The 25950-nt window shown below is 46.1% G+C and carries 30 protein-coding genes; 18 read left to right on the top strand and 12 right to left on the bottom strand.

Annotation, left to right across the window (positions count from 1 at the left end; all coding sequences use genetic code 11):
- The first annotated feature begins 200 nt into the window (after window positions 1-200).
- Both JK635_RS13380 and JK635_RS13375 read left to right on the top strand, forming a co-directional pair.
- Window positions 201-944 carry a Crp/Fnr family transcriptional regulator gene (locus JK635_RS13380; protein ID WP_235888093.1) on the top strand — a complete coding sequence of 248 codons (744 nt, stop codon included), beginning with the start codon at window positions 201-203 and terminating at the stop codon, window positions 942-944.
- Window positions 945-953: 9 nt separating this feature from the next.
- Complete coding sequence (locus tag JK635_RS13375) at window positions 954-1184, top strand: hypothetical protein (RefSeq protein WP_202654467.1); 231 nt, start codon at window positions 954-956, stop codon at window positions 1182-1184.
- A 99-nt stretch (window positions 1185-1283) separates the two neighbouring features.
- On the opposite strand, the gene bshB2 is transcribed toward JK635_RS13375, so the two are convergent.
- The 3 genes from bshB2 to pdxK form a co-directional block, all read right to left on the bottom strand.
- Window positions 1284-1955: a bacillithiol biosynthesis deacetylase BshB2 gene (gene bshB2 / locus JK635_RS13370; protein WP_202654466.1), complete on the bottom strand. Its 672-nt coding sequence runs from the start codon at window positions 1953-1955 to the stop codon at window positions 1284-1286.
- A gap of 71 nt (window positions 1956-2026) precedes the next feature.
- Window positions 2027-2374: a YojF family protein gene (locus tag JK635_RS13365; protein WP_202654465.1), complete on the bottom strand. Its 348-nt coding sequence runs from the start codon at window positions 2372-2374 to the stop codon at window positions 2027-2029.
- Between the two features lie 137 nt (window positions 2375-2511).
- Entirely contained in the window at window positions 2512-3324 is an 813-nt protein-coding gene (pdxK, locus tag JK635_RS13360; protein ID WP_202654464.1) for a pyridoxine/pyridoxal/pyridoxamine kinase, read from the bottom strand.
- A gap of 324 nt (window positions 3325-3648) precedes the next feature.
- On the opposite strand from pdxK, the gene JK635_RS13355 reads away from it, so the two are divergent.
- From JK635_RS13355 to moaD, 4 genes are read left to right on the top strand one after another with little or no spacing between them, the layout of a single operon-like run.
- Window positions 3649-4929 (top strand): NCS2 family permease, encoded by a 1281-nt coding sequence (locus JK635_RS13355; protein ID WP_202654463.1) that lies wholly within the window; start codon window positions 3649-3651, stop codon window positions 4927-4929.
- Between the two features lie 60 nt (window positions 4930-4989).
- On the top strand, window positions 4990-5589 hold the full coding sequence (mobA, locus tag JK635_RS13350) for a molybdenum cofactor guanylyltransferase (protein ID WP_202654647.1): 600 nt from the start codon (window positions 4990-4992) through the stop codon (window positions 5587-5589).
- A gap of 5 nt (window positions 5590-5594) precedes the next feature.
- Window positions 5595-6062 carry a molybdenum cofactor biosynthesis protein MoaE gene (locus JK635_RS13345; RefSeq protein ID WP_235888092.1) on the top strand — a complete coding sequence of 156 codons (468 nt, stop codon included), beginning with the start codon at window positions 5595-5597 and terminating at the stop codon, window positions 6060-6062.
- Window positions 6055-6288, top strand: coding sequence for a molybdopterin converting factor subunit 1 (gene moaD / locus JK635_RS13340; RefSeq protein WP_202654461.1), 234 nt, complete (start codon window positions 6055-6057; stop codon window positions 6286-6288). The genes JK635_RS13345 and moaD overlap by 8 nt, the downstream gene beginning before the upstream one ends.
- Before the next feature lie 45 nt (window positions 6289-6333).
- On the opposite strand, the gene JK635_RS13335 is transcribed toward moaD, so the two are convergent.
- The 4 genes from JK635_RS13335 to JK635_RS13320 form a co-directional block, all read right to left on the bottom strand.
- Window positions 6334-7341: a FecCD family ABC transporter permease gene (locus JK635_RS13335; protein ID WP_202654460.1), complete on the bottom strand. Its 1008-nt coding sequence runs from the start codon at window positions 7339-7341 to the stop codon at window positions 6334-6336.
- Complete coding sequence (locus JK635_RS13330) at window positions 7341-8345, bottom strand: FecCD family ABC transporter permease (protein WP_202654459.1); 1005 nt, start codon at window positions 8343-8345, stop codon at window positions 7341-7343. The genes JK635_RS13335 and JK635_RS13330 overlap by 1 nt, the downstream gene beginning before the upstream one ends.
- A gap of 72 nt (window positions 8346-8417) precedes the next feature.
- Window positions 8418-9338 carry an iron-hydroxamate ABC transporter substrate-binding protein gene (locus tag JK635_RS13325; protein WP_202654458.1) on the bottom strand — a complete coding sequence of 307 codons (921 nt, stop codon included), beginning with the start codon at window positions 9336-9338 and terminating at the stop codon, window positions 8418-8420.
- Window positions 9292-10134, bottom strand: coding sequence for an ABC transporter ATP-binding protein (locus JK635_RS13320; RefSeq protein ID WP_202654457.1), 843 nt, complete (start codon window positions 10132-10134; stop codon window positions 9292-9294). Before JK635_RS13320 ends, JK635_RS13325 begins: the two co-directional genes overlap by 47 nt.
- Window positions 10135-10535: 401 nt before the next feature.
- Between JK635_RS13320 and JK635_RS13315 the strand changes: the two genes are divergently transcribed.
- From JK635_RS13315 to JK635_RS13305, 3 genes are all read left to right on the top strand, one after another.
- Entirely contained in the window at window positions 10536-11588 is a 1053-nt protein-coding gene (locus tag JK635_RS13315; RefSeq protein WP_202654456.1) for an NAD(P)/FAD-dependent oxidoreductase, read from the top strand.
- A gap of 137 nt (window positions 11589-11725) precedes the next feature.
- Entirely contained in the window at window positions 11726-11983 is a 258-nt protein-coding gene (locus JK635_RS13310) for a YwdI family protein (protein ID WP_202654455.1), read from the top strand.
- 94 nt (window positions 11984-12077) lie between these two features.
- Window positions 12078-12449 carry a DUF423 domain-containing protein gene (locus JK635_RS13305; RefSeq protein WP_202654454.1) on the top strand — a complete coding sequence of 124 codons (372 nt, stop codon included), beginning with the start codon at window positions 12078-12080 and terminating at the stop codon, window positions 12447-12449.
- 249 nt (window positions 12450-12698) lie between these two features.
- On the opposite strand, the gene gerQ is transcribed toward JK635_RS13305, so the two are convergent.
- Window positions 12699-13181 (bottom strand): spore coat protein GerQ, encoded by a 483-nt coding sequence (gerQ, locus tag JK635_RS13300; protein WP_202654453.1) that lies wholly within the window; start codon window positions 13179-13181, stop codon window positions 12699-12701.
- 269 nt (window positions 13182-13450) lie between these two features.
- Window positions 13451-14194: a hydrogen peroxide-dependent heme synthase gene (gene hemQ / locus JK635_RS13295; protein ID WP_202654452.1), complete on the bottom strand. Its 744-nt coding sequence runs from the start codon at window positions 14192-14194 to the stop codon at window positions 13451-13453.
- A 258-nt stretch (window positions 14195-14452) separates the two neighbouring features.
- On the opposite strand from hemQ, the gene pta reads away from it, so the two are divergent.
- Window positions 14453-15424 carry a phosphate acetyltransferase gene (gene pta / locus JK635_RS13290; protein ID WP_202654451.1) on the top strand — a complete coding sequence of 324 codons (972 nt, stop codon included), beginning with the start codon at window positions 14453-14455 and terminating at the stop codon, window positions 15422-15424.
- Between the two features lie 234 nt (window positions 15425-15658).
- Entirely contained in the window at window positions 15659-16513 is an 855-nt protein-coding gene (gene lipL, locus JK635_RS13285) for an octanoyl-[GcvH]:protein N-octanoyltransferase (protein WP_202654450.1), read from the top strand.
- 100 nt (window positions 16514-16613) lie between these two features.
- Here the strand turns inward: lipL and JK635_RS13280 are convergent, their stop codons facing one another.
- Entirely contained in the window at window positions 16614-17366 is a 753-nt protein-coding gene (locus JK635_RS13280; protein ID WP_202654449.1) for an RsfA family transcriptional regulator, read from the bottom strand.
- Window positions 17367-17753: 387 nt separating this feature from the next.
- Between JK635_RS13280 and JK635_RS13275 the strand changes: the two genes are divergently transcribed.
- The 4 genes from JK635_RS13275 to JK635_RS13260 all read left to right on the top strand — a co-directional run bounded on the left by JK635_RS13275 (window position 17754) and on the right by JK635_RS13260 (window position 20644).
- Entirely contained in the window at window positions 17754-17975 is a 222-nt protein-coding gene (locus JK635_RS13275) for a YuzB family protein (protein ID WP_202654448.1), read from the top strand.
- Between the two features lie 301 nt (window positions 17976-18276).
- On the top strand, window positions 18277-19572 hold the full coding sequence (locus JK635_RS13270) for an HD domain-containing protein (protein ID WP_202654447.1): 1296 nt from the start codon (window positions 18277-18279) through the stop codon (window positions 19570-19572).
- Between the two features lie 190 nt (window positions 19573-19762).
- Window positions 19763-20266, top strand: a complete 504-nt coding sequence (locus JK635_RS13265) for a YwgA family protein (RefSeq protein WP_202654446.1) — start codon at window positions 19763-19765, stop codon at window positions 20264-20266.
- 147 nt (window positions 20267-20413) lie between these two features.
- A complete protein-coding gene (locus tag JK635_RS13260) occupies window positions 20414-20644 on the top strand; it encodes a hypothetical protein (protein WP_202654445.1) in 231 nt (76 codons plus the stop codon).
- A 191-nt stretch (window positions 20645-20835) separates the two neighbouring features.
- Here the strand turns inward: JK635_RS13260 and thmT are convergent, their stop codons facing one another.
- Window positions 20836-21021 (bottom strand): 2-hydroxymuconate tautomerase, encoded by a 186-nt coding sequence (thmT, locus tag JK635_RS13255; RefSeq protein WP_202654444.1) that lies wholly within the window; start codon window positions 21019-21021, stop codon window positions 20836-20838.
- Between the two features lie 263 nt (window positions 21022-21284).
- Here thmT and JK635_RS13250 point away from each other — a divergent pair, with 263 nt between their 5' ends.
- Window positions 21285-21908 (top strand): site-2 protease family protein, encoded by a 624-nt coding sequence (locus JK635_RS13250; RefSeq protein WP_202654646.1) that lies wholly within the window; start codon window positions 21285-21287, stop codon window positions 21906-21908.
- 18 nt (window positions 21909-21926) lie between these two features.
- A complete protein-coding gene (locus tag JK635_RS13245; RefSeq protein ID WP_202654443.1) occupies window positions 21927-22436 on the top strand; it encodes a YwhD family protein in 510 nt (169 codons plus the stop codon).
- Between the two features lie 116 nt (window positions 22437-22552).
- On the opposite strand, the gene JK635_RS13240 is transcribed toward JK635_RS13245, so the two are convergent.
- Window positions 22553-24619 (bottom strand): transglycosylase domain-containing protein, encoded by a 2067-nt coding sequence (locus JK635_RS13240; protein ID WP_202654442.1) that lies wholly within the window; start codon window positions 24617-24619, stop codon window positions 22553-22555.
- A 364-nt stretch (window positions 24620-24983) separates the two neighbouring features.
- Here JK635_RS13240 and speE point away from each other — a divergent pair, with 364 nt between their 5' ends.
- Window positions 24984-25814, top strand: coding sequence for a spermidine synthase (gene speE, locus JK635_RS13235; protein ID WP_202654441.1), 831 nt, complete (start codon window positions 24984-24986; stop codon window positions 25812-25814).
- Window positions 25815-25950 lie beyond the last annotated feature (136 nt).

Raw genomic sequence — 25950 nt, 5'->3', positions numbered from 1 at the left:
ATTTTGTGAAGGGGCTATGAAAAAATTATTAACAAAGCTGGTTTGAAAAAATGAACTTTTTTTGAAATGTATATTTATGTAGGGAGGATTCCTTTTTGTGAGCTATGTCACTCATTTTTGGAGACAGGTCATTATAATAGAGGCTAATCTAAAGTGTTTTAGTGATAATGAGGATTTCTTTTGAAAAGGTGGTGGCAATTTTGGTCCAAATCAACTACTTGCAGGACGAGAATTTGGCAGTTTATCGGGAGCTGAATAAAGCGGATTTGCTGCGCAAGATTGTAATTTTTAAAGAGTTATCAGCTGCTTCGCTTGCGGTCATTGAAAGGCGGATTCAAACCTTTGAGTTCAAAAAGGGAACGCAGATTATTGCCGAGGATGAAGTGGCAAAAGGGGTTTATTTCATTTTTTCCGGAGCGGTCAAGCTGACGAAGCGGGATGAAAACGGCAATGAAATTATTGTTTGTATGAAGCAGCAGGGCGACATTTTTGCCGAGGCCTGTCTGTTTACCAATAATGCTGAGTGCTATCCGGCCACGGCAACGATGCTGGAGAACGGTAAGATTTTGTTTTTGGACAAGCAGGAGCTGGAGAAAGATCTTGCTGATTATCCGGAACTGGCGCTGCAACTGGTCCGCTATATGAGCGATGCCTTAAGGGAAATGACCGGACAGCTGCGCGATGTGGCCTTGCTCGATGTGTATGCGAAAACGGTGAAAACGCTGCAGCGCTTAGGGGCTAAATTTAATACTGACGGGAAGCGCTGGGGGATTGAAATCCCCTTGACGGTCCAGGAGTTTGCAACGGTGGTGGGGACGACCCGGGAAAGCGTCAGCCGCGTATTTTCGAAGCTGCGCAAGGATGAATTGATTGAGATGAAATCACGAAAAATTGTCATCCTCGACTGGTGCAAGCTGTGCACATTGGCGCATCACGGGTATTGAGGTAATTTGTTGCGACGGCTGGAACAGTGGATTGTAACTATCCGCTGCAAAAGTGTAGATATCTGGCCAGAAAGTGTAGATATTGTCACAAAAAGTGTAGCTATCTGGTCAAATAGTGTAGATATCGTCACAAACAGTGTAGATATCGCCAAAATTAGTGAAGATACCTTTCTACAGCGAAGAAAAAATGACGTGTGCGAAATCGGCACGCGTCATTTTTTAACTACCATGAAAGTATAACTATTTTCATTCTTTGCGCTGCATGATGGACTAATGGGAAAGCATAAGTTCAACTGCGCCTCATGATCCGTCCTTACGGAATCGCCAGTCGGCGAATTTTCACTTATCAAATTTATAGGTCCAGAACCGCTCATTGTTGAGCCAGACCATCACTTGTGGATCCTGATTTTTCAATTTTTCCTCCATGTCAGCGAGCGTTGCCTCGGTCTGTGAGCGGTGCGCCTTGATCGCGGCCAGCTTCAGTTCATTCACCGGTGTTATGTTATTGATAATATCAGCTTCTCCAAGCTTTTCGACACAATCGTTGGAGAATGCAACACAGTGTACGGTCGGCCTTGCGGCAGCGGGCATTTTTTCCACCGCGCGGATGACGGCCGCCCCAGTGGCATTGTGGTCAGGGTGAACAGCATAGCCGGGATAAAAGGTAATAACCAGTGATGGATTCAGTTCCTCGATTAACGAGGAAATCAAATTGGTCATTTTATCGTCGTCTTCAAATTCAATGGTTTTATCGCGAAGGCCCATCATCCTCAGGTCTTGAATTCCTAATGTGCGGGCTGCTTCCATTAATTCTTTTTTCCTGATTTTCGGCAGTTCCTCCCGGTTCGTAAATGGAGGATTCCCCATATTACGTCCCATTTCGCCTAGGGTTAAGCAGGCGTAGGTGACCGGTGTGCCATTTTTTATATGAGTCGCAATTGTTCCAGATACCCCGAAGGCTTCATCATCCGGGTGTGGGAACACGACGAGGACATGGCGTTCTTTTTTCATAACCATTCTCCTTTCCGGTGATTCAAACAGAGTTGAGCCATTTTTCAAGTGGAACTGATACCTTTATGAGTTTAGTCAAACGGCGTCGTGCTGATTTCCAGGGCAACGGCCAGCTTGCCTTTATAATCGTGGCCGGCGAGTAGCAGTCTTCCTTGTGGATCCATTTCAAAATGGGTAATCCCTTCAGCGTAGACCCAGCCAAGGTTAATTTTTAGACCGACCCGGTAAGGACCGTCGCCGGTGATCTTACCTATTTCATAGCGGACAAGGGCATTACGGATATAGGCGCCGGCGGAAAAAAAGGTTTGATCATAGTGGGATGCATAGGCACCATTTGTTGTTTCCAGATGGATATAGACATCTTTGTTGGCTAGTTGGTTAATCGCTTCCTGCACGCGATTCACGTCAACAACTTCCATTTTCCGCTCCTCCTTCCCTTTACAACAGTTAAAATTTATAATGTAATTATCATACTAAAATTAATAAGAAAATGCGAAATCAATGCTTTGGTGGAAGAAAAAAAGGCGCCCTTAGAAAAGGGACACCGTTTATATCATTACTTAGTTAATCCGCTGCGATAAGCGCCATGCCAGGTAGGACCGACGTATTGATTTAAGCGGAAGCCTTGCGAGATCGCGGCAGAGACAAAGTCTTTGGAAACTTGCACAGCCTCGTTGACTGATTTCCCTTTAGCAAGTTCCGCTGCAATCGCCGCTGAATTGGTACAGCCGGCACCATGGGTATAGGTTGTGTCGATTTTGTCTGATTCATATACTTTGAATTCTTTTCCATCATATAGAAGGTCAAGTGATTTTTCCTCTGTTTGCAGCTTGCTGCCGCCTTTGATGAGAACATTTTTGGCCCCTAAATCGTGGATTTTCGCAGCCGCCTGCTTCATTTCATCCAATGTTTTCGGTGTTTTCATTCCGGCAAGCTGACCTGATTCAAACAGGTTTGGAGTTACCACTAAAGCCCGTGGGACGAGCAGTTCACGCATGGCGTCAGCCGTTTCCGGATTGAGCACTTCGTCTTCGCCTTTACATACCATTACAGGGTCAATGACGACGCGCTCTAATTTGTGCTCATCCATTTTTCTGGCCACCAGTTCGATGATATCCACCGTTCCAAGCATGCCCGTCTTCATACCGTCAATGCCAACTGAGAGGACCGTTTCCAGTTGTTTTTCAACTAGGTCGACAGCAATTGGATCAACACGATGATGCCAGCCGTTTGGATCCATCGTCACGATACATGTCAGGGCGGTCATTCCATAAACGCCCAGCTCCTGGAATGTTTTTAAATCTGCCTGCTGTCCGGCGCCACCGCTGGTATCCGAGCCGGCAATGGTCAATACTTTTTTAATCGCCATTATGTAAAACCTCCTGAAAATCTGCTTCAATTCATTTTTATTATAAATCATTTGAAAAAAATTAACAGAAATGATGCATGATAAAGTGAAACTTCCATCAGTGTGGGGGTTCTTCATCCCCCCACTGGTGGTTAGTTGAACTAATCGGACCTTTACGGGCAGTTGATCCCCCACCTAGATTTCTTGTAGACTTGGACTATCGATGTGGGGGTCTTACTGCCCGTTAAGGTGGGATAAATTTTATAATGATAGGAGAGCGAGAATGAAGGGAGGCTATCCTGATCCCCTACTATTGGTTGTTGCCTCCAAAGGAGAGATATTCAGTTGAATCAATATTGGCAGAAGGTATTCCGGCTTCCAGCGGAGAATACCACAATACGGACGGAGGTCATTGCCGGATTAACTTCGTTTATGACGGTTGCCTATATTATTGTTATTAATGGAGTGATTTTGCGAACGGCCGGGATGCCGTATGAGGCGGTTACGATTGCAACGGTCATCTGTGCCTGTTTAGGCTGTCTGTTGATGGCACTTTGGGCGAATTCACCGCTGATCATCATTCCGGGAATGGGTGATAACGCCTTTTTCGTTTACACGCTTGTGTTAGCTTTTGGACTCTCATGGCAGCAGGCGCTTGCGGCCGTTTTTCTGGCCGGCATTGTGTTTTCGATGACGGCGATGACAAAGGGAGCGGTCTATTTAGCTGCCGCGATTCCTAAGTCGATGGTGCATGCGATTACAGCAGGGATTGGTTTTTTTATTGCTTTTCTTGGATTGAAAAATGGCGGCTTGATTATAGCCAGTAAAGGGACGTTTGTTACCTTAGGAAACTTACATGATCCCCATACGTTGACAACGATTTTGACCTTGGCCGTTTTGCTGCCGCTGTTTTTGCGCAATGTAAAGGGGAACTTTTTAATTGCGATGATCGTTGGTACGGCCATTGGTGCGATGTTTGGTATTGTCGACTTTTCTCAGCTGCGTGATTTTAGTATTTCTTTTAGCAGCTACCGGGAAGTGTTCCTAGCCTTGGATTTCAGCGGGATTAGCTCGGTCGATTTTTGGACGGCGGTATTTGCGCTGTCAATGGTGATTATTTTTGAAAATATGGGAGCACAGCTGGGGATGCTGCCGGATAAGGAAAAGTTCCGGAAAGCGTTTCAGGCGAATGCGATATCCGTTCTCGCTGCCGGGCTGTTCGGCTCAAGTCCAACGACGACGGCTGCCGAATCAGCAACGGGAATCGCTTCCGGGGGAAAAACCGGATTGACATCTCTGACGGCTGGCTTGTTATTTATCCCGGCGCTGTTCTTGATTCCGTTATTTAAGATTATTCCCAATGCCGCGATTGCACCGGTTTTCATCATTGTAGGCTGTATGATGATTCAAAGTTTAAAGGAAGTACCGCTGGATGACTTTACTGAGGCTTTCCCGGCCTACCTGATGATCGTCCTCATGCCGCTGACCTTTAGCATTGCCAACGGAATCGCATTTGGCTTCATCGCCTATCCCATCGTCAAATGGGCCACCAGCCGCCAAGACGAAACAACACCAGCCATGTATATCATCGCTTTATTATTTCTGCTTTATTTTATCTTTGGTTAAGGGTGCCGGTATGTGAATTTTTCACATGGTGCCTGACACCAAAAGAAGGAAGGTGTGGCTATGAACGAGGCTGCTGCCATTATTTTAGCGGGTGGGAAGTCTAGCAGGATGGGGACCAATAAGGCCCTTTTAAAAATAAATGATAAAATGAATGTTGAGAGAATTAGAGATGAACTGCGAAATAGCTTTCATGATATCATTCTGGTAACAAACGATCCAAAGGCATATGAGTTTCTTGGCATAAAAATGGTCAGCGATGATTATCCTGGTATGGGGCCGCTTGCTGGACTTCATGCGGGCTTAAAGGCGAGTGCCCGTAAGGTAAATCTTGTTGTTGCCTGCGATATGCCGTTTGTCTCGGCCAAGCTTAGCAGGTTGCTGGTCGAGCAATACCGTGGCGGTGATGCGGTGGTCCCGGTTATCAACGGCAAGCCCCAACCATTATTTGCTGTTTATAAAAAGGAAATTGCTGATAATGCAGCGAAATGTATTGAGCACGGGAAACGAAGCATGAACTACTTGCTTGACCGCTTAGTAGTCCATTACGTAACTGAAAAAGATCTGGCTGACTTTGCTAATGTAGATTTAGAGCGGTTTTTTTTCAATATGAATGAACCCCAAGACTATGAGGCTGCTAAAAAGCTGGGCTTAAAGAGGTGAAATCATTGACGTTTTATGAAATTTCAAAGGAACCGATTAACATTCAGGCGGTGATAGACAAGGTAGTCCGGCGGGAAGCAGGGGCGATTACGACCTTTATCGGAACCGTCCGGGAATTAACCGGTGGAAAGAAAACATTATTTTTGGAGTATCAAGCCTATGAAGCTATGGCAGTGAAAAAGCTTGCCCAAATTGGTGCCGAGATTGAGCAGCGCTGGTCGGGAGCCAAGGCGGCGATTACCCATCGGATTGGTCGCCTTGATATTACCGATGTGGCGGTGGTCATTGCCGTGTCCACCCCACATCGTGCGGATGCTTATGAGGCCAACCGCTATGCAATCGAACGGATAAAGGAAATTGTTCCAATTTGGAAAAAAGAACACTGGGAGAACGGCGAAGAGTGGGTCGGCAATCAGTTGGAAACGGCCGCTTATCCGAGCGGAAAACCAGAGGCAGGTGATTTCGATGAATAAAGTGCTATTTTTCGCCCACTTACGCGATGTGGTCGGCGAGGAGTTTATAATGGTCGATGCGAGCGGCAAAACTGTCGCGGAGCTGAAGGCAGAATTGGCGGCAAAGTACGATCTCCCCAGACTGGAGACGGTGATGACGGCGATGAATGAAGAGTTTGCTCCCAATGATGAAGTGATCCGCGATGGCGATGAGATCGCGTTGATCCCACCTGTCAGCGGGGGCTAAAAGGGTCAGTCCGTATAAACTTATATGGATCTGACCCGTTCATGTTTATTTTTTCAATAATAGATAGACAAAGTAGGGGGCTCCAATAAAGGCAACCATAATTCCGGCGGAAATGCCGTTTGGCTCAATCAGATTATGCCCGATAGTGTCCGCAATTAATAAGAACCAGCCGCCGATTAAGATGGCAAGCGGGATAAATAGTTGATTTCTTGGACCAACCAGAGCCTTTGCTATATGCGGTGCGATTAGTCCAATAAAGGAGATGCTTCCGGTAACAGAAACGGCGGCAGCAGCCAGGGCCACCGCGATTAACAGCAGGGTGATCCGCTCTCTTTCCACCGACACACCGACACCGATTGCCACGGGTTCACCAAGACTAAGAAGATTCAAGCGATTGGCTTTGTACAACGTAATGGGGATTAATATCGCTAACCATGGAAGCAATGCCCCAATAAATGGCCAATCTGCCCCCCAAATATTCCCTGTTAGCCATTTGGCAATAAAATCCACTTTTTCCCGCTCAGCGGAGGAAATCAGGACAATCATTGCCCCGGAGAGCGCCATGGAAAAACCAATCCCAACGAGAACTAGTCTTACCGGGTCCAAACCGGTGTTTCTATGATAAGAAAACAGATAGATAAGACCAGCAGTCAAAAGCGCACCGAAAAAGGCACAAATCGGAAGGAGATAGGTAAAGGATCCGGTCTCAATCGGAAAAAACAAGAAGAACACGGCAATAGCCACACCGGCACCAGCATTAATGCCAATAATACCGGGGTCCGCCAAATCATTGCGGGTAATGCCCTGTAAAATCGCACCCGATAAAGCTAAGGCCATCCCCGCCAGTAAGGTCACCACCATTCGCGGCAAGCGGATGGAAAATAATACAAACTCCTCTTGAAATGTACCATGGCCGAAAAGCGTTGGAATCAGTCTGTCATAAGATAGAGAAGAATAACCCAGCCCCATTCCAATGATGATGGTGACGACAATCATTCCGAGAAAAAGACTGAAAAGGATTCGTTGTTTTCTTCGTAAGGCAGGGTGAATCATTAGAAACTGCCTCCCTTCCGCACAATGAATAAAAAGAAAGGAAGCCCCATCACAGCGACAATGGCCGCCACCGGTGTTTCATACGGTGAATGAATCGTCCGGCCCAATGTATCGGCTAATAGCATGAAACTAGCACCTGTCATAGCCGACATCGGAATAATAAAACGATAATCGGTTCCCACCATCGCCCGGACGATATGCGGCACCATTAAACCAATAAAAGCCATATTGCCGACAAGGGCCACTGATGCCCCAGCCAGCAGAACAATCACGATGAACAGAATTCCCTTGATTCTTGCTGTATTTTGCCCCAGTCCGACAGCTACCTCTTCACTTAAACTTAAAATGGTCAGCTGCCTGGAAAGAATCAGTGCAAGCAAAATTCCGATCACAATAAGCGGAACAATGATTTGGAGCTGGGGCCATGAAGTTCCGATTAATCCTCCGGCGGTCCACATCGAGACATTTTTGGACAGTTTAAAATAAAGACCGACCCCGTCCGCGATAGCGTATAGGAAGGCAGAAACAGCCGCCCCTGCCAAGACAATCCGGAGCGGCGAAAAGCCACCTTTTTTGGCGGCGCCAATCCCAAAAACCATGAGTGTTCCGATTGCTGCCCCGATAAAGCAGGCAATCGTAATCGTAAAATAATTGGCATTAGGGAGAAAAGCAAGGGTAATTGCCAGTGCGGCATTGGCCCCTGCTGTTAATCCGAGCAGTCCCGGGTCCGCAAGTGGATTTCTCGTCAGGCCTTGCATAATTGCTCCCGCAACAGCGAGGGCAGCCCCAACAAAAACCGCTCCTGTTTCCCGTGGGAAGCGAATTTCACGCAGCATCAATACTGTATCGGTTTTTGCGTCCAATGTTATAGCCTGCCAAACGTCTTTCAGGGATGTGTCAGCCGCTCCCAAAACACAGGCAACTATAAACATGGTGACAAAAACAACCAGACTGGTGGCTATTTTTACGATAAAAGGAATGGAAGCTTGTTCTTCTTTTGTCATTAGTCTCTCATCTTTTCTTTCGCAGGATAATGGGAAGAGGAATTCTAACGATTAGAATCCCTCTTTGGCTGATTATTTTCCTAAAAAGGAATGTTGGAAAAATTTCAATTGCTCCTCAAGTGTAAGCGGGTCATTGAGAGAAGCGCCGTTTCCAACCATTTCGAATACATGATGGTTCTTCACAGCCGGAATGTTTTTATATGATTCTGTTTTTTGGAAGGAAGTATCAGCATCTGCATATTTGCTTAGAATGACATAATCTCCGGCATATTCCGGCAGTACCTCAGCCGAAAGCGTATAATAGCCTGATTTCAGCGCCATTTGCTTAACTTTCTCTGGCATTTTCAGTTTCATGGCCTGGTATAAGATTTCCGTCCCGCGCGCCCAGTTATTACCATATACGTAAAGGCTTTTATCATAGGCTTCGATCACAGAGACGGTTGCATTTTCTCCGATTTTGGCGCGGATTTCAGCGCCTGTGGTTTGCGCCCGTTTTTTGAAGTCATCGACCCAGCCCCGCGCTTCTTTTTCCTTATTTAACAGTTTGCCAATTTCCACATGCTGTGTCAGATAATCTACCTTTCCCCATGTATAGGTTACAGTTGGTGCAATTTGCTTAAATTTATCCAGGTTTTTAGCAGTGGATAGTCCGATGATTAAATCAGGTTTTAGTTCAATAATTTTTTCAATATTATCTTCGGAAATTTCAGCGGCATGTTTTAGTTCATCCTTTAAAATCGGGCTGTTCTTAGACCAGCTATCAGTGCCGACTACATTTACTCCCAGTTTAAGCACATTTCCGGCGAAAGCTGAAAGCACAACCACCCGCTTTGGATGTGCCGGAACTTTAATGGGTCCATTTTCGGATTGATAGGTAATCGTTTCAGAGTCTTTGCCGTTATTCTTTGCGTTTTCCTTTTTTTCGACAGAATTATTACTGCAGGCACTAACGATAAGCACCAATAGAAGAAAGGGGAATAGCCATTTTTTCATTTTGATTATCTCCTTTTAAAAGATTGTAAGTAATGCACATTGGTTTGTTTGTCCTTGGGTCTCTGCCAATATGGGCGTCAATTTGGAATACTTTTCTCAAGACGTCATGGGTCATGACTTCCTCACAGTCACCGGCCTTGACAATTTGTCCGTCTTTTAAGGCAATCATGTAGTCAGCAAAGCGGGCTGCCTGATTTAAATCGTGAAGCACCATAACAATCGTCCGTTCCTGTTCGATGTTCAACTTTTGCAAAAGTTCAAGGACCTCCAGCTGGTGGGCCATGTCCAAATAGGTTGTTGGTTCATCGAGAAAAATAATCTCGGTTTCCTGTGCTAGAGCCATGGCAATCCATCCTCTCTGGCGCTGGCCCCCAGATAGAGAATCGACGGAGCGGTACTTGAAGTCGCTCGTCCCCGTGACTTCAAGTGCCCAGTCAATCACCTCGATGTCTTTTTTCGTTAAGCGGCCCAACCCCTTTTGGTAAGGGAAGCGGCCGTATGAGACCAGCTCACCGACAGTTAAGCCGCTGGCACTTTCCGGCGTTTGTGGGAGAATCGCCATTTTTTGGGCGAGAATTTTCGTGTTTTCCTTGAGAATGTCCTTTCCATCAAGCACAACCGTTCCGGACTGTTGCGGTACAATTCTGGTAATCGCCTTCAGTAATGTGGACTTTCCGGAGCCATTGGCCCCAATAATGGTTGTAATTTTGCGATCGGGGATTTCTACATTGAGATTTTTTACAATCAGCCGTTCTCCATAACCAATATGTAATCCTTTTGTATATAGGCGAACCATTGCCTGACCTCCGTTCAGCACACTGTAATTGATAATGATTATCAATATCGTTAATTAAAACTATAAACACTCTTAATTTGAATGTCAATCCGTTTTTTTAAAAGAATAAGAATGGATAACTTTCGAGTTAGAGAATTGTCTAGCTCGACAAGGAAGCTTCGCCAGTACAGACATCGAACGAAGGAAAGCGATAGCTTTTTCGAGGAGTTTGGACGGCGATGACTAAGGAAGACTTCGAAGAGAATAAGCTTCGCAGGAACTGGCTGTGCTTGTTCCGAAGTCGCTTGCGCTTATCTTATTATTTGAATGTTCTTCCGTTTTTATTGAAAACTAAGAAGGATCAGGGTATATTTATTTGAGAATGATAATCAATTACATAAGCTGCGAAGGAGTGGGCGAAAATGGATCGGAAAGAATTGTTTGATGTGACCATTATCGGGGGAGGCCCTGCAGGATTGTACTCCGCCTTTTACAGCGGGCTGCGGGAGATGAAGACAAAGATCATTGAGTACCAGCCGCAATTAGGCGGGAAATTGCATGTCTATCCCGAAAAAATTATCTGGGATGTTGGCGGACAGACTCCGATTCCAGGGGCCAAACTAATGGAGCAGCTAGTGAAACAGGGACTAACGTTTAACCCTACAGTGGTCTTGAATGAAAAGGTCGAGAAGATTTCAAGCGAGGGAGAACATATTTTTGTCGTGCAGACAGCTTCCGGAAAAAAACATTACTCAAAAACAGTTATCATCGCGATTGGAAGCGGTATTTTGAGGCCGAAAAGATTGGAAATAGATGGCACTGAGCAGTTGGAAGTGTCCAACTTACATTACACGGTGAAGTCTTTAACCCATTTCAAGGACAAAGCAGTGGTGATTTCCGGCGGCGGCAATACCGCGATTGATTGGGCAAATGAATTGGAATCGATTGCCAAGGTAGTATATGTAATCTACCGGAAAGATGCTTTAAAAGGGCATGAGGCCAGTGCAACCAAGCTGCTGAACGGTACGGCAGTTTGCCTGTTTCAAACGACAATGACAAAGCTTGATGTAAGTTCGGACGGTACAAAAATTGTTAGTGTCGAGTTGACGAATCATGAAACCGGTGAAGTCTTCAGCTTGCCAATCGACGAAGTCATTGTCAATCACGGTTATGAGATTGATGCTTCGCTTGTGAAAAATAGTGAATTGGACATTGAGATGGTGGATGACTTTTACATTGCCGGAAATGCTGTTAGCGAAACCTCTATCGGCGGTTTGTACGCAGCCGGGGATATATTGATGTACGAAGGAAAATTGCAGTTAATTGCCGGGGCTTTCCAGGATGCCGCCAATGCTGTTAATAAAGCCAAGCAATGGATCCAGCCGGATGCCGAGAAAACTGCTGTCGTTTCCTCACACCATGAAGGCTTGAAAAAGCGTAATCGGGTTTTGCTGCAGCAGATGATGAAGGGATGATCATCAGTAATAGGAAACAGGAGGCAGCGACATCTTCCATGCTACCTAAGGGAAACTTGTCGAAAAGTCTAATTTTTCGAAAAAACGGCGATACTCTTGTAAAATAGAATCGAGATTGAATGCTAGAGGTGGCGCTCGTGAATATATCAGTACAAAAGTTGTTGACAAAGATGGAAGCGGAGCTGCAGCAGGCGAAAATGGCTCAGAAGCCAGAAAGCTTGCGGGAAAAGGTTTACTCGATTAAAATATTATCTGAGCTTATTCTGGACGAAATCCAGGCTGGTGGAGCAGTGATGGAGCCTCTAAGGCAGCGGCCGCAGCCGAAATCCAGCTCACAGCCGAAAAAACTGGAATTGGATGATGAAGCAAACGGGGATTCGTTGTTTGATTTTTAACCAATGCTTAAAGTGTTGACAAGCAGAGTTGCGCCGCAGTTGGCGTTCTTTGTTTGCAACAGGAAGCATATTGGATGGAACAGGGGGGGACAGGATGAAAGCTTTTATTGTAATTGGCGCTTTGAATGCCTTTTTGGCGGTGGCGCTTGGGGCCTTTGGTGCTCATGGGCTGAAGGGAAAGGTTGATGCCTACTATTTAGACATTTGGAAAACAGGGGTTCAGTATCAAATGTTTCATGCTGCAGGTATTCTGGTTGTCGGATTACTGCTGGGAAAGGTACCGGCAAGCTCCTTATTTACTTGGTCAGGTTGGTTGATGTTTGTCGGGATTATCTTCTTTAGCGGCAGCTTGTATCTGTTAACTTTAACGAAAATAGGACCGCTGGGAGCAATCACTCCGATTGGCGGCGTCTGCTTTTTGATTGGTTGGGTGTTAATGATGATCGGTGCAGTGAAAAATTTTTAATCATGGCAAAAAGGCATTGGGTGTGAGTGATCCCGATGCCTTTTTTGGCTGATAGGAAAGCATAAAAACTTTCCTATCAGTCCACCATGCAGCGCAAAATCAGTGTTGCACCACAAAGAATGAAAATAGCTATACTTTCATGGTAGGCATAAGTTTAACTACGCCTCATGAACCGCCCTAACGGACTCGCCTTTCGACGAGTTTATGTGCCCCGGAAGGAGTTTGAGACTGGGCACTGCTGCTTTGCTGTTAACGCGGGGGGAAAGTTGCTAATGAGGGCCCGGCTCCAAATGGATACTCGTATTCAATTTCTTCGGCAAAGGTGATGTAGTCGACGGCAACCATCGGAATCAAGTAGCGGGTTCCTACCTGCGGATCGCTTAGAATTACATGATCCCTGCCGGCAGCCTCGATAATGCCCCTAAATTCTTTGGCATTCCATTGGGGGTTGCCTTCAAAGGTAGCAAACACACTGACTAATTTTCCCTTGTTCAGTCGTAAAATATTTTCGATATATGACTGTTCAATTGGCAGCATGCCCGGTATCGCTGACCCCGCAGTGGCGGATGGCGGCGTGGGCACAGTGCCTGAACTGGTCGGCGGAAATTGCGGATGCGGCTGTACTGGAAAAAACGCCTGACCCTGGCCGCCGCCAGTGATTGGCTGTGCTCCCTGCTGTCCAGCTGCCCCGGTATACGGCTGGAAGCCTTGAGGATTGTAATATTGGTTCATTTGTTTCCCTCCTAAAAAATAAAATGTACCAATTTGCCTAACATTCTATACATACTCGATCAACCCTGAATGGATACATAAAGGGTCAAGCATTTCCCGAGATACGTTTATAGACTCGCTGTTTTATAGTATGAGAAAAAACAGTGAGATATGACTTGTAAATAGGAGGTAAAGTAAAAAAGCTTCCAAACAGGGCTGGAAGCTGTAAAGCAAAGAGCTAACCGGGCAAACGCAGTCAACACTTTTTTCAAAAAGCGCTCTGATTATTTTTATACCTGAAGGAATTGCGGCACGCGTTCTTCTGCTAAAATATTTCCGACAAAGAACGCGCCAAATTCGCCATAACGGGCACTCACTTCATCAAAACGCATTTCATAGACAAGTTTTTTAAACTGGAGGACATCATCGGCAAATAAGGTAACGCCCCACTCATAATCATCAAAGCCGACAGAGCCGGTAATAATTTGTTTCACCAGTCCGGCATATTTACGACCGATCATGCCGTGGCTCCGCATTAACTCGCGGCGCTCCTCCATCGGCAGCATGTACCAGTTGTCATTGCCTTGGCGGCGCTTGTCCATTGGATAGAAGCAAACATGCTTCGCTTTCGGCAAAATAGGATAAAGCCGTGCCTGCACCTGTGGATTTTGGTATGGATCCTCATCAGATGGCAAATAATTGCTGAGTTCGACCACGGATACATAAGAAAAAGCAGGAATGGTGTATTCTGCCAGTTTTGTTTTATTAAATTCGGTTTCAATTTCATTTAACTCTTCCATCGTCGGGCGAAGGATCATCATCATAAAATCGGCTTTTTGGCCGACGATCGTGTAGAGGGCATGGCTGCCTTCCTTGCGCTCTTGAGCCGTGTTCCATTTTTCAACGAGACCTAGAAACTCATCGATGGCGGCTTGCCGTTCGTCACTTGAAAGCATTTTCCAGGCGGTCCAGTCGACAGAACGGAAATCATGCAGGCAGTACCAGCCATCAAGTGTTTGTGCTGCTTCGCTCATTAAACTCACTCCTATATAATCATTATTCTTAGATCATCATTACTATACCATAGTTTGACCCACAGGTGCTTTAATAAAACCTTAAATTAGCGAGGTTGGATATTTTTATCAATAAACGCGCATCTTAAAACTGAGAGCGTAATTTTTTAAAAAAACTATTGCCTGAAAACGTTATCTTCGAATTGCATAGGTTGAAAAATTGTTCTGGTAAAGTATTCTAAAAGAAGAGCTTTTTTTTAAAATGGGAGGTTTTGATTAGTGAGTGATTTATTTACTGGCTTAAAGAATAAACTTGCCGGTCGCGAGTTAAAAATCGTCTTTCCGGAGAGTTTGGATGAACGGGTTTTAACAGCGGCGGGCCGGTTAGCAGCGGAAAAACTGGTAACACCGGTTTTGCTGGGGAATATTGACGAGGTGCAGGCAAAGGCTGCTGAACTGGGCGTCTCTTTGGATGCGGCGGAAATTTATGACCCTGCTCATTACGCGGGGATGGATGAACTTGTCGCCGCGTTTGTCGAGCGCCGCAAAGGCAAGGCCACGGAAGAAGATGCCCGTAAGATTTTACTCGATGTCAATTACTTTGGGACGATGCTTGTCTATCGTAATAAAGCCGACGGGCTTGTCAGCGGCGCCACCCATTCCACTGCTGATACCGTCCGTCCTGCACTGCAGATTATCAAGACAAAGGAAGGCGTCAAGAAAACGTCCGGCGTGTTCATTATGGTGCGCGGCGATGAAAAATATGTCTTTGCCGACTGTGCGATTAATATTGCTCCGGACAGCAATGATTTAGCGGAAATTGCCTTAGAGAGCGCGAAGACTGCAGCGATGTTTGATATTGAGCCGCGCGTGGCCATGTTGAGTTTTTCCACAAAAGGATCGGCCAAATCGGATGAAACCGAGCGGGTCGTTGCCGCTGTTGCCGAAGCCAAACGGCGGGACCCTTCGGTTGTGCTTGATGGCGAATTTCAATTCGATGCCGCTTTTGTTCCGTCTGTTGCGAAAAGTAAGGCCCCCGGTTCTGTCATTCAGGGTAATGCCAATGTATTTATTTTCCCGAGCCTGGAAGCCGGCAACATCGGTTATAAAATTGCCCAGCGCTTAGGCGGATTTGAGGCTGTCGGCCCGATTCTTCAAGGCTTGAACCGCCCGGTTAACGACCTGTCCCGCGGCTGTAATGAAGAGGATGTATACAAACTGGCGTTAATTACCGCAGCCCAAGGACTGTAATCTATTTCTGAGCTGGCTCTTCTTTTGGAGAGCTGGCTTTTTTTGATTGACGGGTAGGGTTTCCACTTTATTCTAATCTTTGTATAATTGCAGGGTGATTACGTATAATTAGGCTTGAGTTTTGTAAAATAACAGCTGGATTTTGTAAAAAAGAGCTTCAATTTTGTACAATTCATTGCGCTCATAACATTCTTTGGTACAATATTTACAACATACATATAAGGGGCAATCAATATGGAAGGTTTGCTGCGCCAGCCGGAGTGGCGGGTAATTGATCAGTCTGGTGTTGGACCGCTTTTTCCGGCGCTGGAGTCATTTGGTTATGATGATACGTTGTGTGCCTCTGTCGGGGCGGGAAAGGCGCCGGCAACAGTGCGCACCTGGGTTCATCACAACACCGTCGTGTTGGGGATCCAGGATACGAAGCTTCCCTATTTGCAGGAAGGGATTCAATTTCTAAATGGACAAGGGTATCAGGTGATCGTCCGCAATTCCGGTGGTCTTGCGGTTGTCCTAGACGCGGGAGTTCTCAATGTTTCGCTGATTTTTCCGGAGGCGGAGAAAGGAATTGATATCAACCGCGGCTATGAAGCCATGTGGGCGCTTACGAAAAGCATGTTTGCTGATTTCCCGCAGCGCATTGACGCCGGGGAGATTGACGGCTCATATTGCCCGGGAAGCTATGACCTGAGTATCGGCGGGAAAAAGTTTGCCGGGATTTCGCAAAGACGGCTACGAAAGGGCGTAGCTGTCCAGATTTACCTCAGTGTCGACGGCAGCGGCTCGAAGCGGGCCGAGCTTGTCCGCGAGTTTTACCGCAGGGCGAAAAAGGACGAAGCGACGAAGTTCTTCTCCCCTGAAGTCGTCCCCGATGTGATGGCCTCACTGTCAGAGCTTTACCGCTGTGATTTTTCCATCAGCGATATGATGCTGCGCCTGCTTAACCAGCTACAGCACTATGGAGATCGGCTTTATGCCGGCGGGTTAAATGAGTTTGAACTTGAGCTCTTGCCCGGATATATCCACCGGATCGTCCAGCGAAATGAACCTTATTTGGCGATGCAAACACAAAAAGAGGCTGGCTCTTAAACGGTTTATGCCGCTAACAGAGCTAGCCTCTTCTTATTTAATAGAGCTGCTGCGCACTCTCTTCTCCCTGATGAATGGAACGGAAGCATTGGAATCCGCTTTATTCCGCTACTTTTTCCAGGTTCCCATTACGGTCCATTTTGAATTTGGTGGCGGGTCTTTCTTCTTCCTCAAATAAAACGAGCTTGCGGGCGCGGTTCATAATTTTCATTAAGGTTTCGTAGTCTTCCTGCATGGTTTCGGAATTTTCTTCGAGCCCCTTGATCTTGTTCTGCAATTCCTCGTTTTGTCGCTTCAAATCGGTCATTTCCCGCTTCAATCTTTCATTCTCACTTTTTAATGCTTCATTTTGCAGATTGGAATGTTGAAAGTTTTGCAAGAAGGCGATGACGGACTCCATTGTCAAACCTGTTGCTGGCGTATACACTTGGGGTTGCGGCTGTACATAGGATTCCATTGCCAATTCTGCGGTCATGTTTTGGACCTCGGAAGCTGGCACTTCTGCAATAGGTTCAGCTACTGCCGGGATTTCTGCGCTGACTGGCAGTGGACCCAACTCTTCCGGAGTGGTCACTGGCGGATTGTAGAGCAGTTTTTTCTTGCCGCCCTGATCTTTTCCTAAAATTCTTTGCCGTTGTTTTCGCTGCTTTTTCGCCAATGCCAGCGCTTTTTCATAACGGTGGCGGACGACGGCGTTCCATCTGAAGCCGCAAGCCGCAGAGGTCCGGTTCAGCTTGTCACCTACCTCTTCGAAAGCATTCAGCTGTGTACTGCCCTCTCTTACATGTCTTAGGACTGTTTCAGCCAATAGCAAATCGTTTTCATCTGTCCATGCATCTTGACGAACTTTCATTTGTTTCATCTCCCTAAAATTAATTTCCCATGAATGACATGCCTAATAATGGCTATGTTCAAAAAGTTCTAGTCTTATCATGGACAAGTTTTCTAGGCTTTATACCAATATGGTTAAAAGGATAATAGATTTTTTAAATAGCAATTTTAAAAAAGTTGTTTAGCATGGCGCGCATCGTTATATTTGTGCGGCTTGCATCGGCAAGAGAGAAAATGTAAAATACGTTAGGAGTTAATCGATCATCGTTCGTGATTTTTCCATTGTTTGCTCAATTGGTGAAATCTTAGCTGCCGGTTGGGCAAAATAATGTTATAGATTGTTGGCCAGGCTTTAAGCGCTCGTCTGTCAGAGGGCTAGAGCTGCCAATTGGAGAAAGGGTTGTCGGAAATGGCTAATGAATTTCGCGTTTGTGATGATTGCCAAGCCGTGAATTTAAAGACTTTGATTCCACGTCTGAAGGAGCTCGATCCCGATGCTGAAATCAAAATCGGCTGCCAATCATATTGCGGTCCCGGTCGGAAAAAGACCTTCACCTTCGTCAATAACCGCCCTGTCGCCGCCCTCACGGAAGAAGAACTAATGGAAAAAGTTGGTAAAAAAATAAAATAAATAGGGTTTGCCCAAAAATTTACTAACGTTGATATATGCAAGGCTTTACAACAATAACGGAGTGCCCAAAAGTCAAAATATGACTTACTGGACCGCTCCGTTTTTCTTTTTCAATGCAATCGCACGGCGTCACCGCATGGTGTCAGGCACCTTCCGTGGACACGATTCCACCCCACACGGACACATAAAATGGAAATTGAAACACTGTTGTTGTCGAAAAATCCTGCGGAAATGTGCTGCTTTTTGGTATATAATAGGGCTAATGTAGTTCGGATTATGTTCTTGGGGAGGAGGGAAGCGGATGACGTATTCGACGGAGAAGTTGAGTGAGGAAAAAGTGTTTAAGGACCCGGTTCATCGCTATGTCCATGTGCGTGATCGAGTGATTTGGGATTTAGTCGGGACAAAGGAGTTTCAGCGCCTGAGGCGGATCAAACAGCTCGGGACGACGTTTTTAACTTTTCATGGTGCCGAACATAGCCGTTTCACCCATTCACTCGGTGTTTATGAGATTGTTCGCCGGATGATTGACGATGTGTTTGACGGCCGGCCGGAATGGGATCATGATGACCGCCTGCTCACTTTATGTGCCGCGCTGCTTCATGACCTGGGCCATGGCCCATTTTCCCACGCATTTGAAAAAGTATTTGATTTCGATCATGAGGATTTTACGAGAGCGATTATTTTGGGAGACACTGAGGTAAACAAGGTGCTTCAGCACGTTGGTTCTGATTTTCCGGAAAAAGTCGCCGAGGTGATTGCCAAGACGTCCCCGAAAAAGCTCGTCGTCAGCATGATTTCCAGTCAAATTGATGCTGACCGGATGGATTATTTGCAGCGCGATGCTTATTTTACCGGAGTCAGCTATGGTCAGTTCGATATGGAGCGAATCTTAAGAGTAATGCGTCCGCGCGAGGAACAGGTCGTCATCAAAAAGAGCGGCATGCATGCGGTTGAGGATTATATCATGAGCCGCTATCAAATGTATTGGCAGGTGTACTTCCATCCTGTCTCCCGCAGCGCCGAGGTGATTTTGACAAAAATTCTCCACCGTGCGAAGCAGTTATTTAAGGAACATTATCTGTTTAAATATGAGCCGCTGCACTTTTTCTCGTTTTTCCGGGAAAACGTGACATTAGAAGACTATCTTAAATTGGATGAAGCGGTCATCATGTATTATTTTCAAATTTGGCAGGAAGAGGCCGATCCGATCTTAAGTGATTTGTGCCGCCGCTTTGTTAACCGGAATTTATTTAAGTATGCCGAGTTTGATCCGGCCAAGGAATATAAAAAAATGGCAGAGCTGAATGCCTTGTTCATCCAAGCAGGGATTGATCCCGACTATTATTTGGTCGTGGACTCCTCTTCTGACCTGCCCTATGATTTTTACCGTCCGGGTGAGGAGGAAGAGCGACTGCCGATTCACTTATTGATGAAAAGCGGGGAACTCCGGGAGTTTTCCCGAGAATCAGAGATTGTTGATGCGATTTCCGGGAAAAGACGGACCGATCACAAACTCTACTATCCTGCGGATTTTCTGGCTGACGAAACAACGGCTGGAGAGATTAAAAAGCAAATTCGTTCACTTTTAGAATAGCGGTCCGTTTGTGGAAATGAGCGGAGGCCGTTAAACTCGGGTTGGTATGTTTGTTTTGGAAAAATAACTCGAATACGTCGGTACAAACGCCTTTATAGGCTGACGAATATTTTTTCCTCTGAATTGATTTCAATTGTAAATGGTGACGGCGATTGCCATAAGGTTTAGATGAAGTAGGAGATGACGAATAGTGTTAAAAGATCATGCCAAGCTGATGCAGGCGATTATGGTTTCCGGCGAAATCGTCGGCCGCAAGAAACTGCAAAAGATGATATATATTGCGAAAAAAATTCACTTTCCGTTTAATGATCGATTCCAGTTTCATTTTTACGGCCCATACTCGGAGGAATTGACGACAAGAGTGGAGGAACTGTGCAACATGGGCTTCTTGAATGAGATCAAGGAGAAAAAAGGCGGCTATTTTCAGTACCGTTATACATTGACGGAATCCGGGAAAGAGTTTTTAAGTCTAAATGAAGTCGAGATGCCGTTTTTAGAAGATTGTTTCCAGGATATGAATAAGCAAAATGCAAGATTTTTAGAGCTGGTATCGACGGTTCTGTTTTTTGATGAGCTTCCAAGGGAAGAGGTCAAAAACAAAGTATTTACGTTAAAAAGCAGCCAGCGCTATACGGAAGCGGAAATAGAAGAAGCCTATCGCTATATTGAAAGCTTGAGAGCGAAAGTTCAATAATGTCAGGTCAGGGAAATGCTTGGATTTTTGTCTTGCCATACAATCGGGTAGTCAAAAATCCAGGCATTTTTTTAAGTTTTGGGTTATATGAATTTTCTAGAAAATTTGCTATGATTTGTCTATCAGTGTGGTGAGGGAGGGTAAGGCATGGATGAATTCGTAGGCTTGGTCGCAATAGTAATGACATTTGGGATTCCTATGGTGGCGATTCTGGGTGGCTTCTCCATTAAAAAGACAAAAATAAAGGCGGGAATGGTGAAGGACCAGCTGGAGCTGGAAAGACTTAAACATGAGAACTATTTAATCGAAACCGAAAAAATGCGGCTCGAACTGGAAAAAATGAGACTTGAAGAACCAAAGGACAATCTAAAATTGTAAACCGGAACGGCAAAAAAAGTGTGAAACCTACGTATGGTCGCTTCACACTCTTTTTTATTGCCAGGCAATACCAACTACCATTTTCTGTGTCCGTGTGGGGTGGAATCGTGTCCACGAGGGGTGTCAGGCACCATGTGAAAATTTCACATGGTGCCCCCCAAAATCACATTGACTGCGTGATGGGTCTTGTGTTATTTGTCGCTGGCGCGGACGCCTGCGACGGCGTAGTGGTTTTTGCTCATTTCTTCAATAAAGACGGTGATGTTTTCTTTTGGGGCGCCGGTGGTTTCGCTGACGGCATCGGTTACTTTTTCAACGAGTGCTTTCTTTTGTGCGTCAGTGCGGCCTTCCAGCATTTTTACCGTTACGTATGGCATGTTCGATTTCCTCCCTTCGTAAAAAGCTCTGCTTGTAGTGTTCCACAATAGACAAAAAAGTGCAATATTTCTCATATGTGGATGAGTAAAATATTTTAGGCAGCATTGACCCCGTTCAAGGCCCATTTGATTTTTATTTTCAAAGCGGTTTCATGTATACTAGAAGGAAACTAGAGATGGTACGGAGACTGACTCCGCTTTTTCACTAAGGAGGAGAACTATTTTTGGATTTTCTAGATGGCTTTTTGGCTTATCCCTTACAGATGATTCCTTATGTTGCGATTACCCTGGTATTTGCCTTTACCTTGCATGAATTTGCCCATGCCTATGTTGCCTATAAATTTGGTGATATGACGGCAAAAAAACAGGGGCGGCTGACCTTAAACCCGCTGCAGCATCTCGATCCATTTGGCACGATCCTGATTTTGATTGCCGGATTCGGCTGGGCCCGCCCGGTTCCCGTTAACCGCTATTTTTTTAAAAAGCCGCGCCTTGCCGGTGTGCTCGTTTCGGTTGCCGGACCGTTGGCGAATCTGCTGTTGGCCTGCCTTGGCTTCATTGTTTGGTATGGTTTAAACCATTTTGGTATCAATAGTTCGGACAATTTCTATTCCTTTATGCAAATCTTTATCCGGCTTAATATCGTCCTCTTCATCTTTAATTTGCTGCCGCTGCCGCCGCTTGACGGCTACCGGATTGTTGAGGATCTAGTCCCCAATGACACTAGGGCAAAAATGACCCAATATGAGCAGTATGGAATTCTAATTTTTTTGATTTTAGTCCTTATCCCGCCGCTAAACAGCATCACGATTCAACCGCTTTTCAGCATCGTCATCCCGTGGATCTGGGACGTTTTAAATCAATTCTTTTATGGGCTGTTTTTTTAAAGGAGGTCTTACGCCATAATGGAAGAAAATAAGAAAAAAATGGGCTTTAATATCATTAAGAGTGATCCAACCGATGGGCACAAGGGCTTTGGCAAGGGGGCACTCAGCCTCGATAACGTAACGCCGGTTATCATTGATGTTGAGGCCGGAGAGGCGGAAATTGATATTGGCGCGATGCATGCCCGCAGTGCTGTTGAAAGAGGGATCAAATTTTTGCCGAATAAAGAGGAAGTACCGAACGGCAAACCATATTGGCTCGTCTGGGTAACAGTTGACCGTAAGGAAGAAGGGCCGTATTATGCCGGCGTGGCCGCCTGTTTTATGACCGTTGACCGGGAAATTCGGCGCGGTTACAAGCTGCTGCCCGAGCATGTGAACCGCATGGATAAATCGCTCAAACGCCATATTATCGTGGATGATATGGACGCCCGCTCGAAAGAAGTGCTGGCCGATTTCCTTCGTTCCCATAATGAGACGATGTGGAATAATTCGTCCGCTGAACTGAAGACGGCCTTGGCCGCTGAATGAAAAACTAATCTTGAATTTTTTTGGAAAAATGAGTAGTATTATAAGCAGTGTAAAAACACTGTAAAACTAGGACAAGAAAAAGCTCCGGAACCATCTCCGGAGCTTTTTCCATAACCTTAACCCCATGGCCATAATCGTTTATACCATGGTTTTTTCGGCACTGTTTCGCGATTATCCGGTTTGCCGCCGCCATTTTTTAGATGCTCGGTGCAATATTCGGACGGCTCGGTTCCGGCAACAAAATACGTGAGCCGGCGGACCGGGCAGTCGTCTGTCGCCAGCTTACCATTGGCTGGATCGACGTAAACGCCGACCACCCCGTCCTTTGGTGGCTTGAACGCTTTGACGGCCTTGCCTTGTAGGGCTTCCTCCATAAAATGAGCCCAGATTTTCTTCGCATATGACTTCTCGGTGGAGAGGTTAATCGGCTTCCCGACATCATAACCGGCCCAAACGGCGGTCACAAGCTGCGGCGAGTAGCCAATCATCCAGCTGTCCGTCTCGGTTGAACCGGATTTGCCCGCATAAGGGCGCGTCAGCTCGGCAGCGATCGTACTCCCGGTCACCTTCGCATAGCCGTTGAGTTTCGGGTCGAATATGCCGGTCAGCATTTGCGTCATGACATAAGCTCTCGCCGGGTCAAGGATTTTTTCAGTCTGCGATTTTTTTTCAAAAATCACCTTGCCATGATAATCTTCCACTTTGGTAATCAGGGTTGGCTCAACGCGTTTGCCGCCATTGGCGAACAGGCTGTAGGCATTGGCCATTTCAATTACGCGGACCCCCGAGCTTCCCAGCGCAAGTGACGGAACCTGGGCCATTTTTGTCGATAGTCCGAATTTCTTTGCTGTCTCCTTTAGCACCTCTTCTCCTAAAAATAGATGTGTTTTTACCGCAAAAATATTATCCGAAACGGCCAGCGCCTGGGCGAGCGTAATTTCGCCGTTGGCATACTGATTATTGAAGTTATGCGGCGTGTAATCAGCCCGACCATCATCAAAATGAAAGGTTGTATCCTCACTTCGCATCGTCGATGATGGGGTGAACCCATGCTCCAGAGCGGCATAATATAGCAGCGGCTTAATCGTCGAACCAGGCTGCCTGACCGCTTGTACAGCGCGGTTAAACGGACTTTGTGCGTAATCCCGGCCGCCGACCATTGCTTGGATATAACCGTTTTTCGGGTTCATCGCCACTAGCGCCACTTGAATATCAGACGAGCGCGCTACATTTTGTTTGATTTGCTTCTCTGCTGCCTTTTGCTGTTTGAGGCTTAGCGTCGTGTACACCTTTAATCCGCCTAGGGCAATCATGCGCTCATCCAAATGGAGCTGATTTTTGAGGGCATTTTGCACGGCGTCCTGGAAATAAGGGGCTACTTTCACTTTTTGCGTCTTATGCACACCGGTGAAGACGAGCTTTTGTTTGGCGGCGGCTGCCGCTTCTGTTTTGGTGATATAGCCGTTTTTTTCCATGCTCGTTAAAATAATGGCCTGGCGCTCTTTGGCATTTTTCAATGAACTCAGTGGCGAGTAAAGACCGGGGCCCTTAGGAATGCCCGCGAGCATGCTGGCCTCTGCCAAACTGAGATCGGCCGCTTTTTTGCCAAAATAAAACTGACTCGCTGCTTCCGCCCCATAAGCCCCGTTTCCATAGTAGATGGTATTTAAATAACCTTCCAAAATATCATTTTTCGTATAGTTCATTTCGAGGCGGATGGTATAGAAGGCTTCGTGAATTTTCCGCGTCCACGTTTTGTCATGCTCGAGAAATAGGTTGCGGGCATACTGCTGGGTAATCGTACTCGCCCCTTGTACTTTTGCCAATGCGCGGATATCGGCAATCACCGCCCCGGCAATCCGTTTGTAATCAAAACCGTGGTGGTTGTAAAAATTCCGGTCTTCAATCGCGATGGTGGCATGAATTAAATCCGGTGAAATTTCCTCAAGCTTGGCCCAGTAGCGTTTTTGCCCGTTGTTGCTTTCGCCAATCAATTTGCCATCATCGGAAAAATACAATGTTGACTGAGGCACGGCGAGCGGCGGCGGTCCGAGGATCTTTGCATAGGTAAGAATGCCGGCCAAGACAATGACCACACAAGCCATGGCGATCAAACTGATGAAGAAAATAGCGCGAAAAATTTTAATGGTTTTGCGAAATCCGTGATCTGTCATGATTTCCATGTAAGCCCACCACCCCTTTTTTAGACCGATAAGAAAGTATAAATAAACAAAGTAACCTTTGTAACCATAGGCATCGCAGCCCAAAAGTTATACTATTGGGAGAACTGCGCCTCTGTCATTGCTTTGAAGGCTTTCCAATCGGCGAGTTTTTTAAAAAAAGCAACTGTTCGGCTGAAAAATTTAGATAGTAATAGTATTGAAAAATCAGCTTGGTTTTAAACCTTTACGGGTTAAAATCTTTCAGATTTTTACTAGACAAATTCTGATGATTGTAATTCAATAGTTTGGGTAGGATAAAATTTGAAAGCGTCAGCGGGCGCTGCTTAGGAGTGATGGCTGAGAAAAACTAGGAAGGATGATTCTATTGGCTGGACTTTGGTTTACTGAAAAGCAAACTGAAAACTTTGGCATTACCATGAAAGTGAATAAAACCTTACATACAGAAAAAACCGAATATCAAATGCTAGAGATGGTGGAAACTGCCGAATGGGGCAACATGCTGCTGCTCGACGGCATGGTGATGACCTCGGTGAAAGACGAATTTGTCTATCATGAGATGGTCGCCCACGTACCGCTGTTTACCCACCCTAATCCGGAGAATGTGCTCGTTGTCGGCGGCGGCGACGGCGGTGTCATCCGCGAGGTGTTAAAGCACCCAAGTGTAAAGAAGGCAACGCTTGTCGATATTGATGGAAAGGTGATAGAATATTCAAAAAAGTTTCTCCCGGAAATTGCCGGCTGGCTCGATGACCCGCGCGTAGAGGTGCGGGTGGCTGACGGCTTCATGCATATTGCCAACAGCGAAAATGAATACGATTGTATCATGGTGGATTCCACTGAGCCGATCGGGCCGGCCGTGAATCTGTTCACGAAGGGGTTCTATGCCGGGATTTCCAAGGCGCTGAAGGAGGACGGACTGTTTGTTGCCCAGTCGGATAACCCATGGTTCAAGGGAGAGCTGATTCGCAATGTCCAGCGGGATGTTCGCGAAATTTTTCCGATTACCCGTTTGTATCTTGCCAACATCCCAACCTATCCTAGCGGCCTGTGGGCATTTACCATCGGTTCGAAGGTGTATGACCCTCTCGCCGTCAGCGACGACAGCTTCCACGACATCGAAACAAAGTACTACACGAAAGAATTGCACAAAGCAGCATTCATCCTGCCAAAATTTGTCCAGGAATTGCTGCAGTAGGTTAACGGGTAGGTTCTTCAAGGTGTAAAAAAATCTACCTGGTAAAGTCGGGGAGTCTACGCTCCCCAACGTGATGAAAAAAGGTGTTCGCGGTCAAGTAGAGGAGTTCTAGTTGCCCGAACGGGGTAAAAAAAAG

Origin of the sequence: Neobacillus paridis, assembly GCF_016765675.1 — a bacterium.
GTDB classification, from domain to species: Bacteria; Bacillota; Bacilli; order Bacillales; family Cytobacillaceae; genus Neobacillus; species Neobacillus paridis.
The sequence above is the reverse complement of the archived record's forward strand: the minus strand, read 5'-3'. Positions and strand labels throughout refer to the sequence as shown.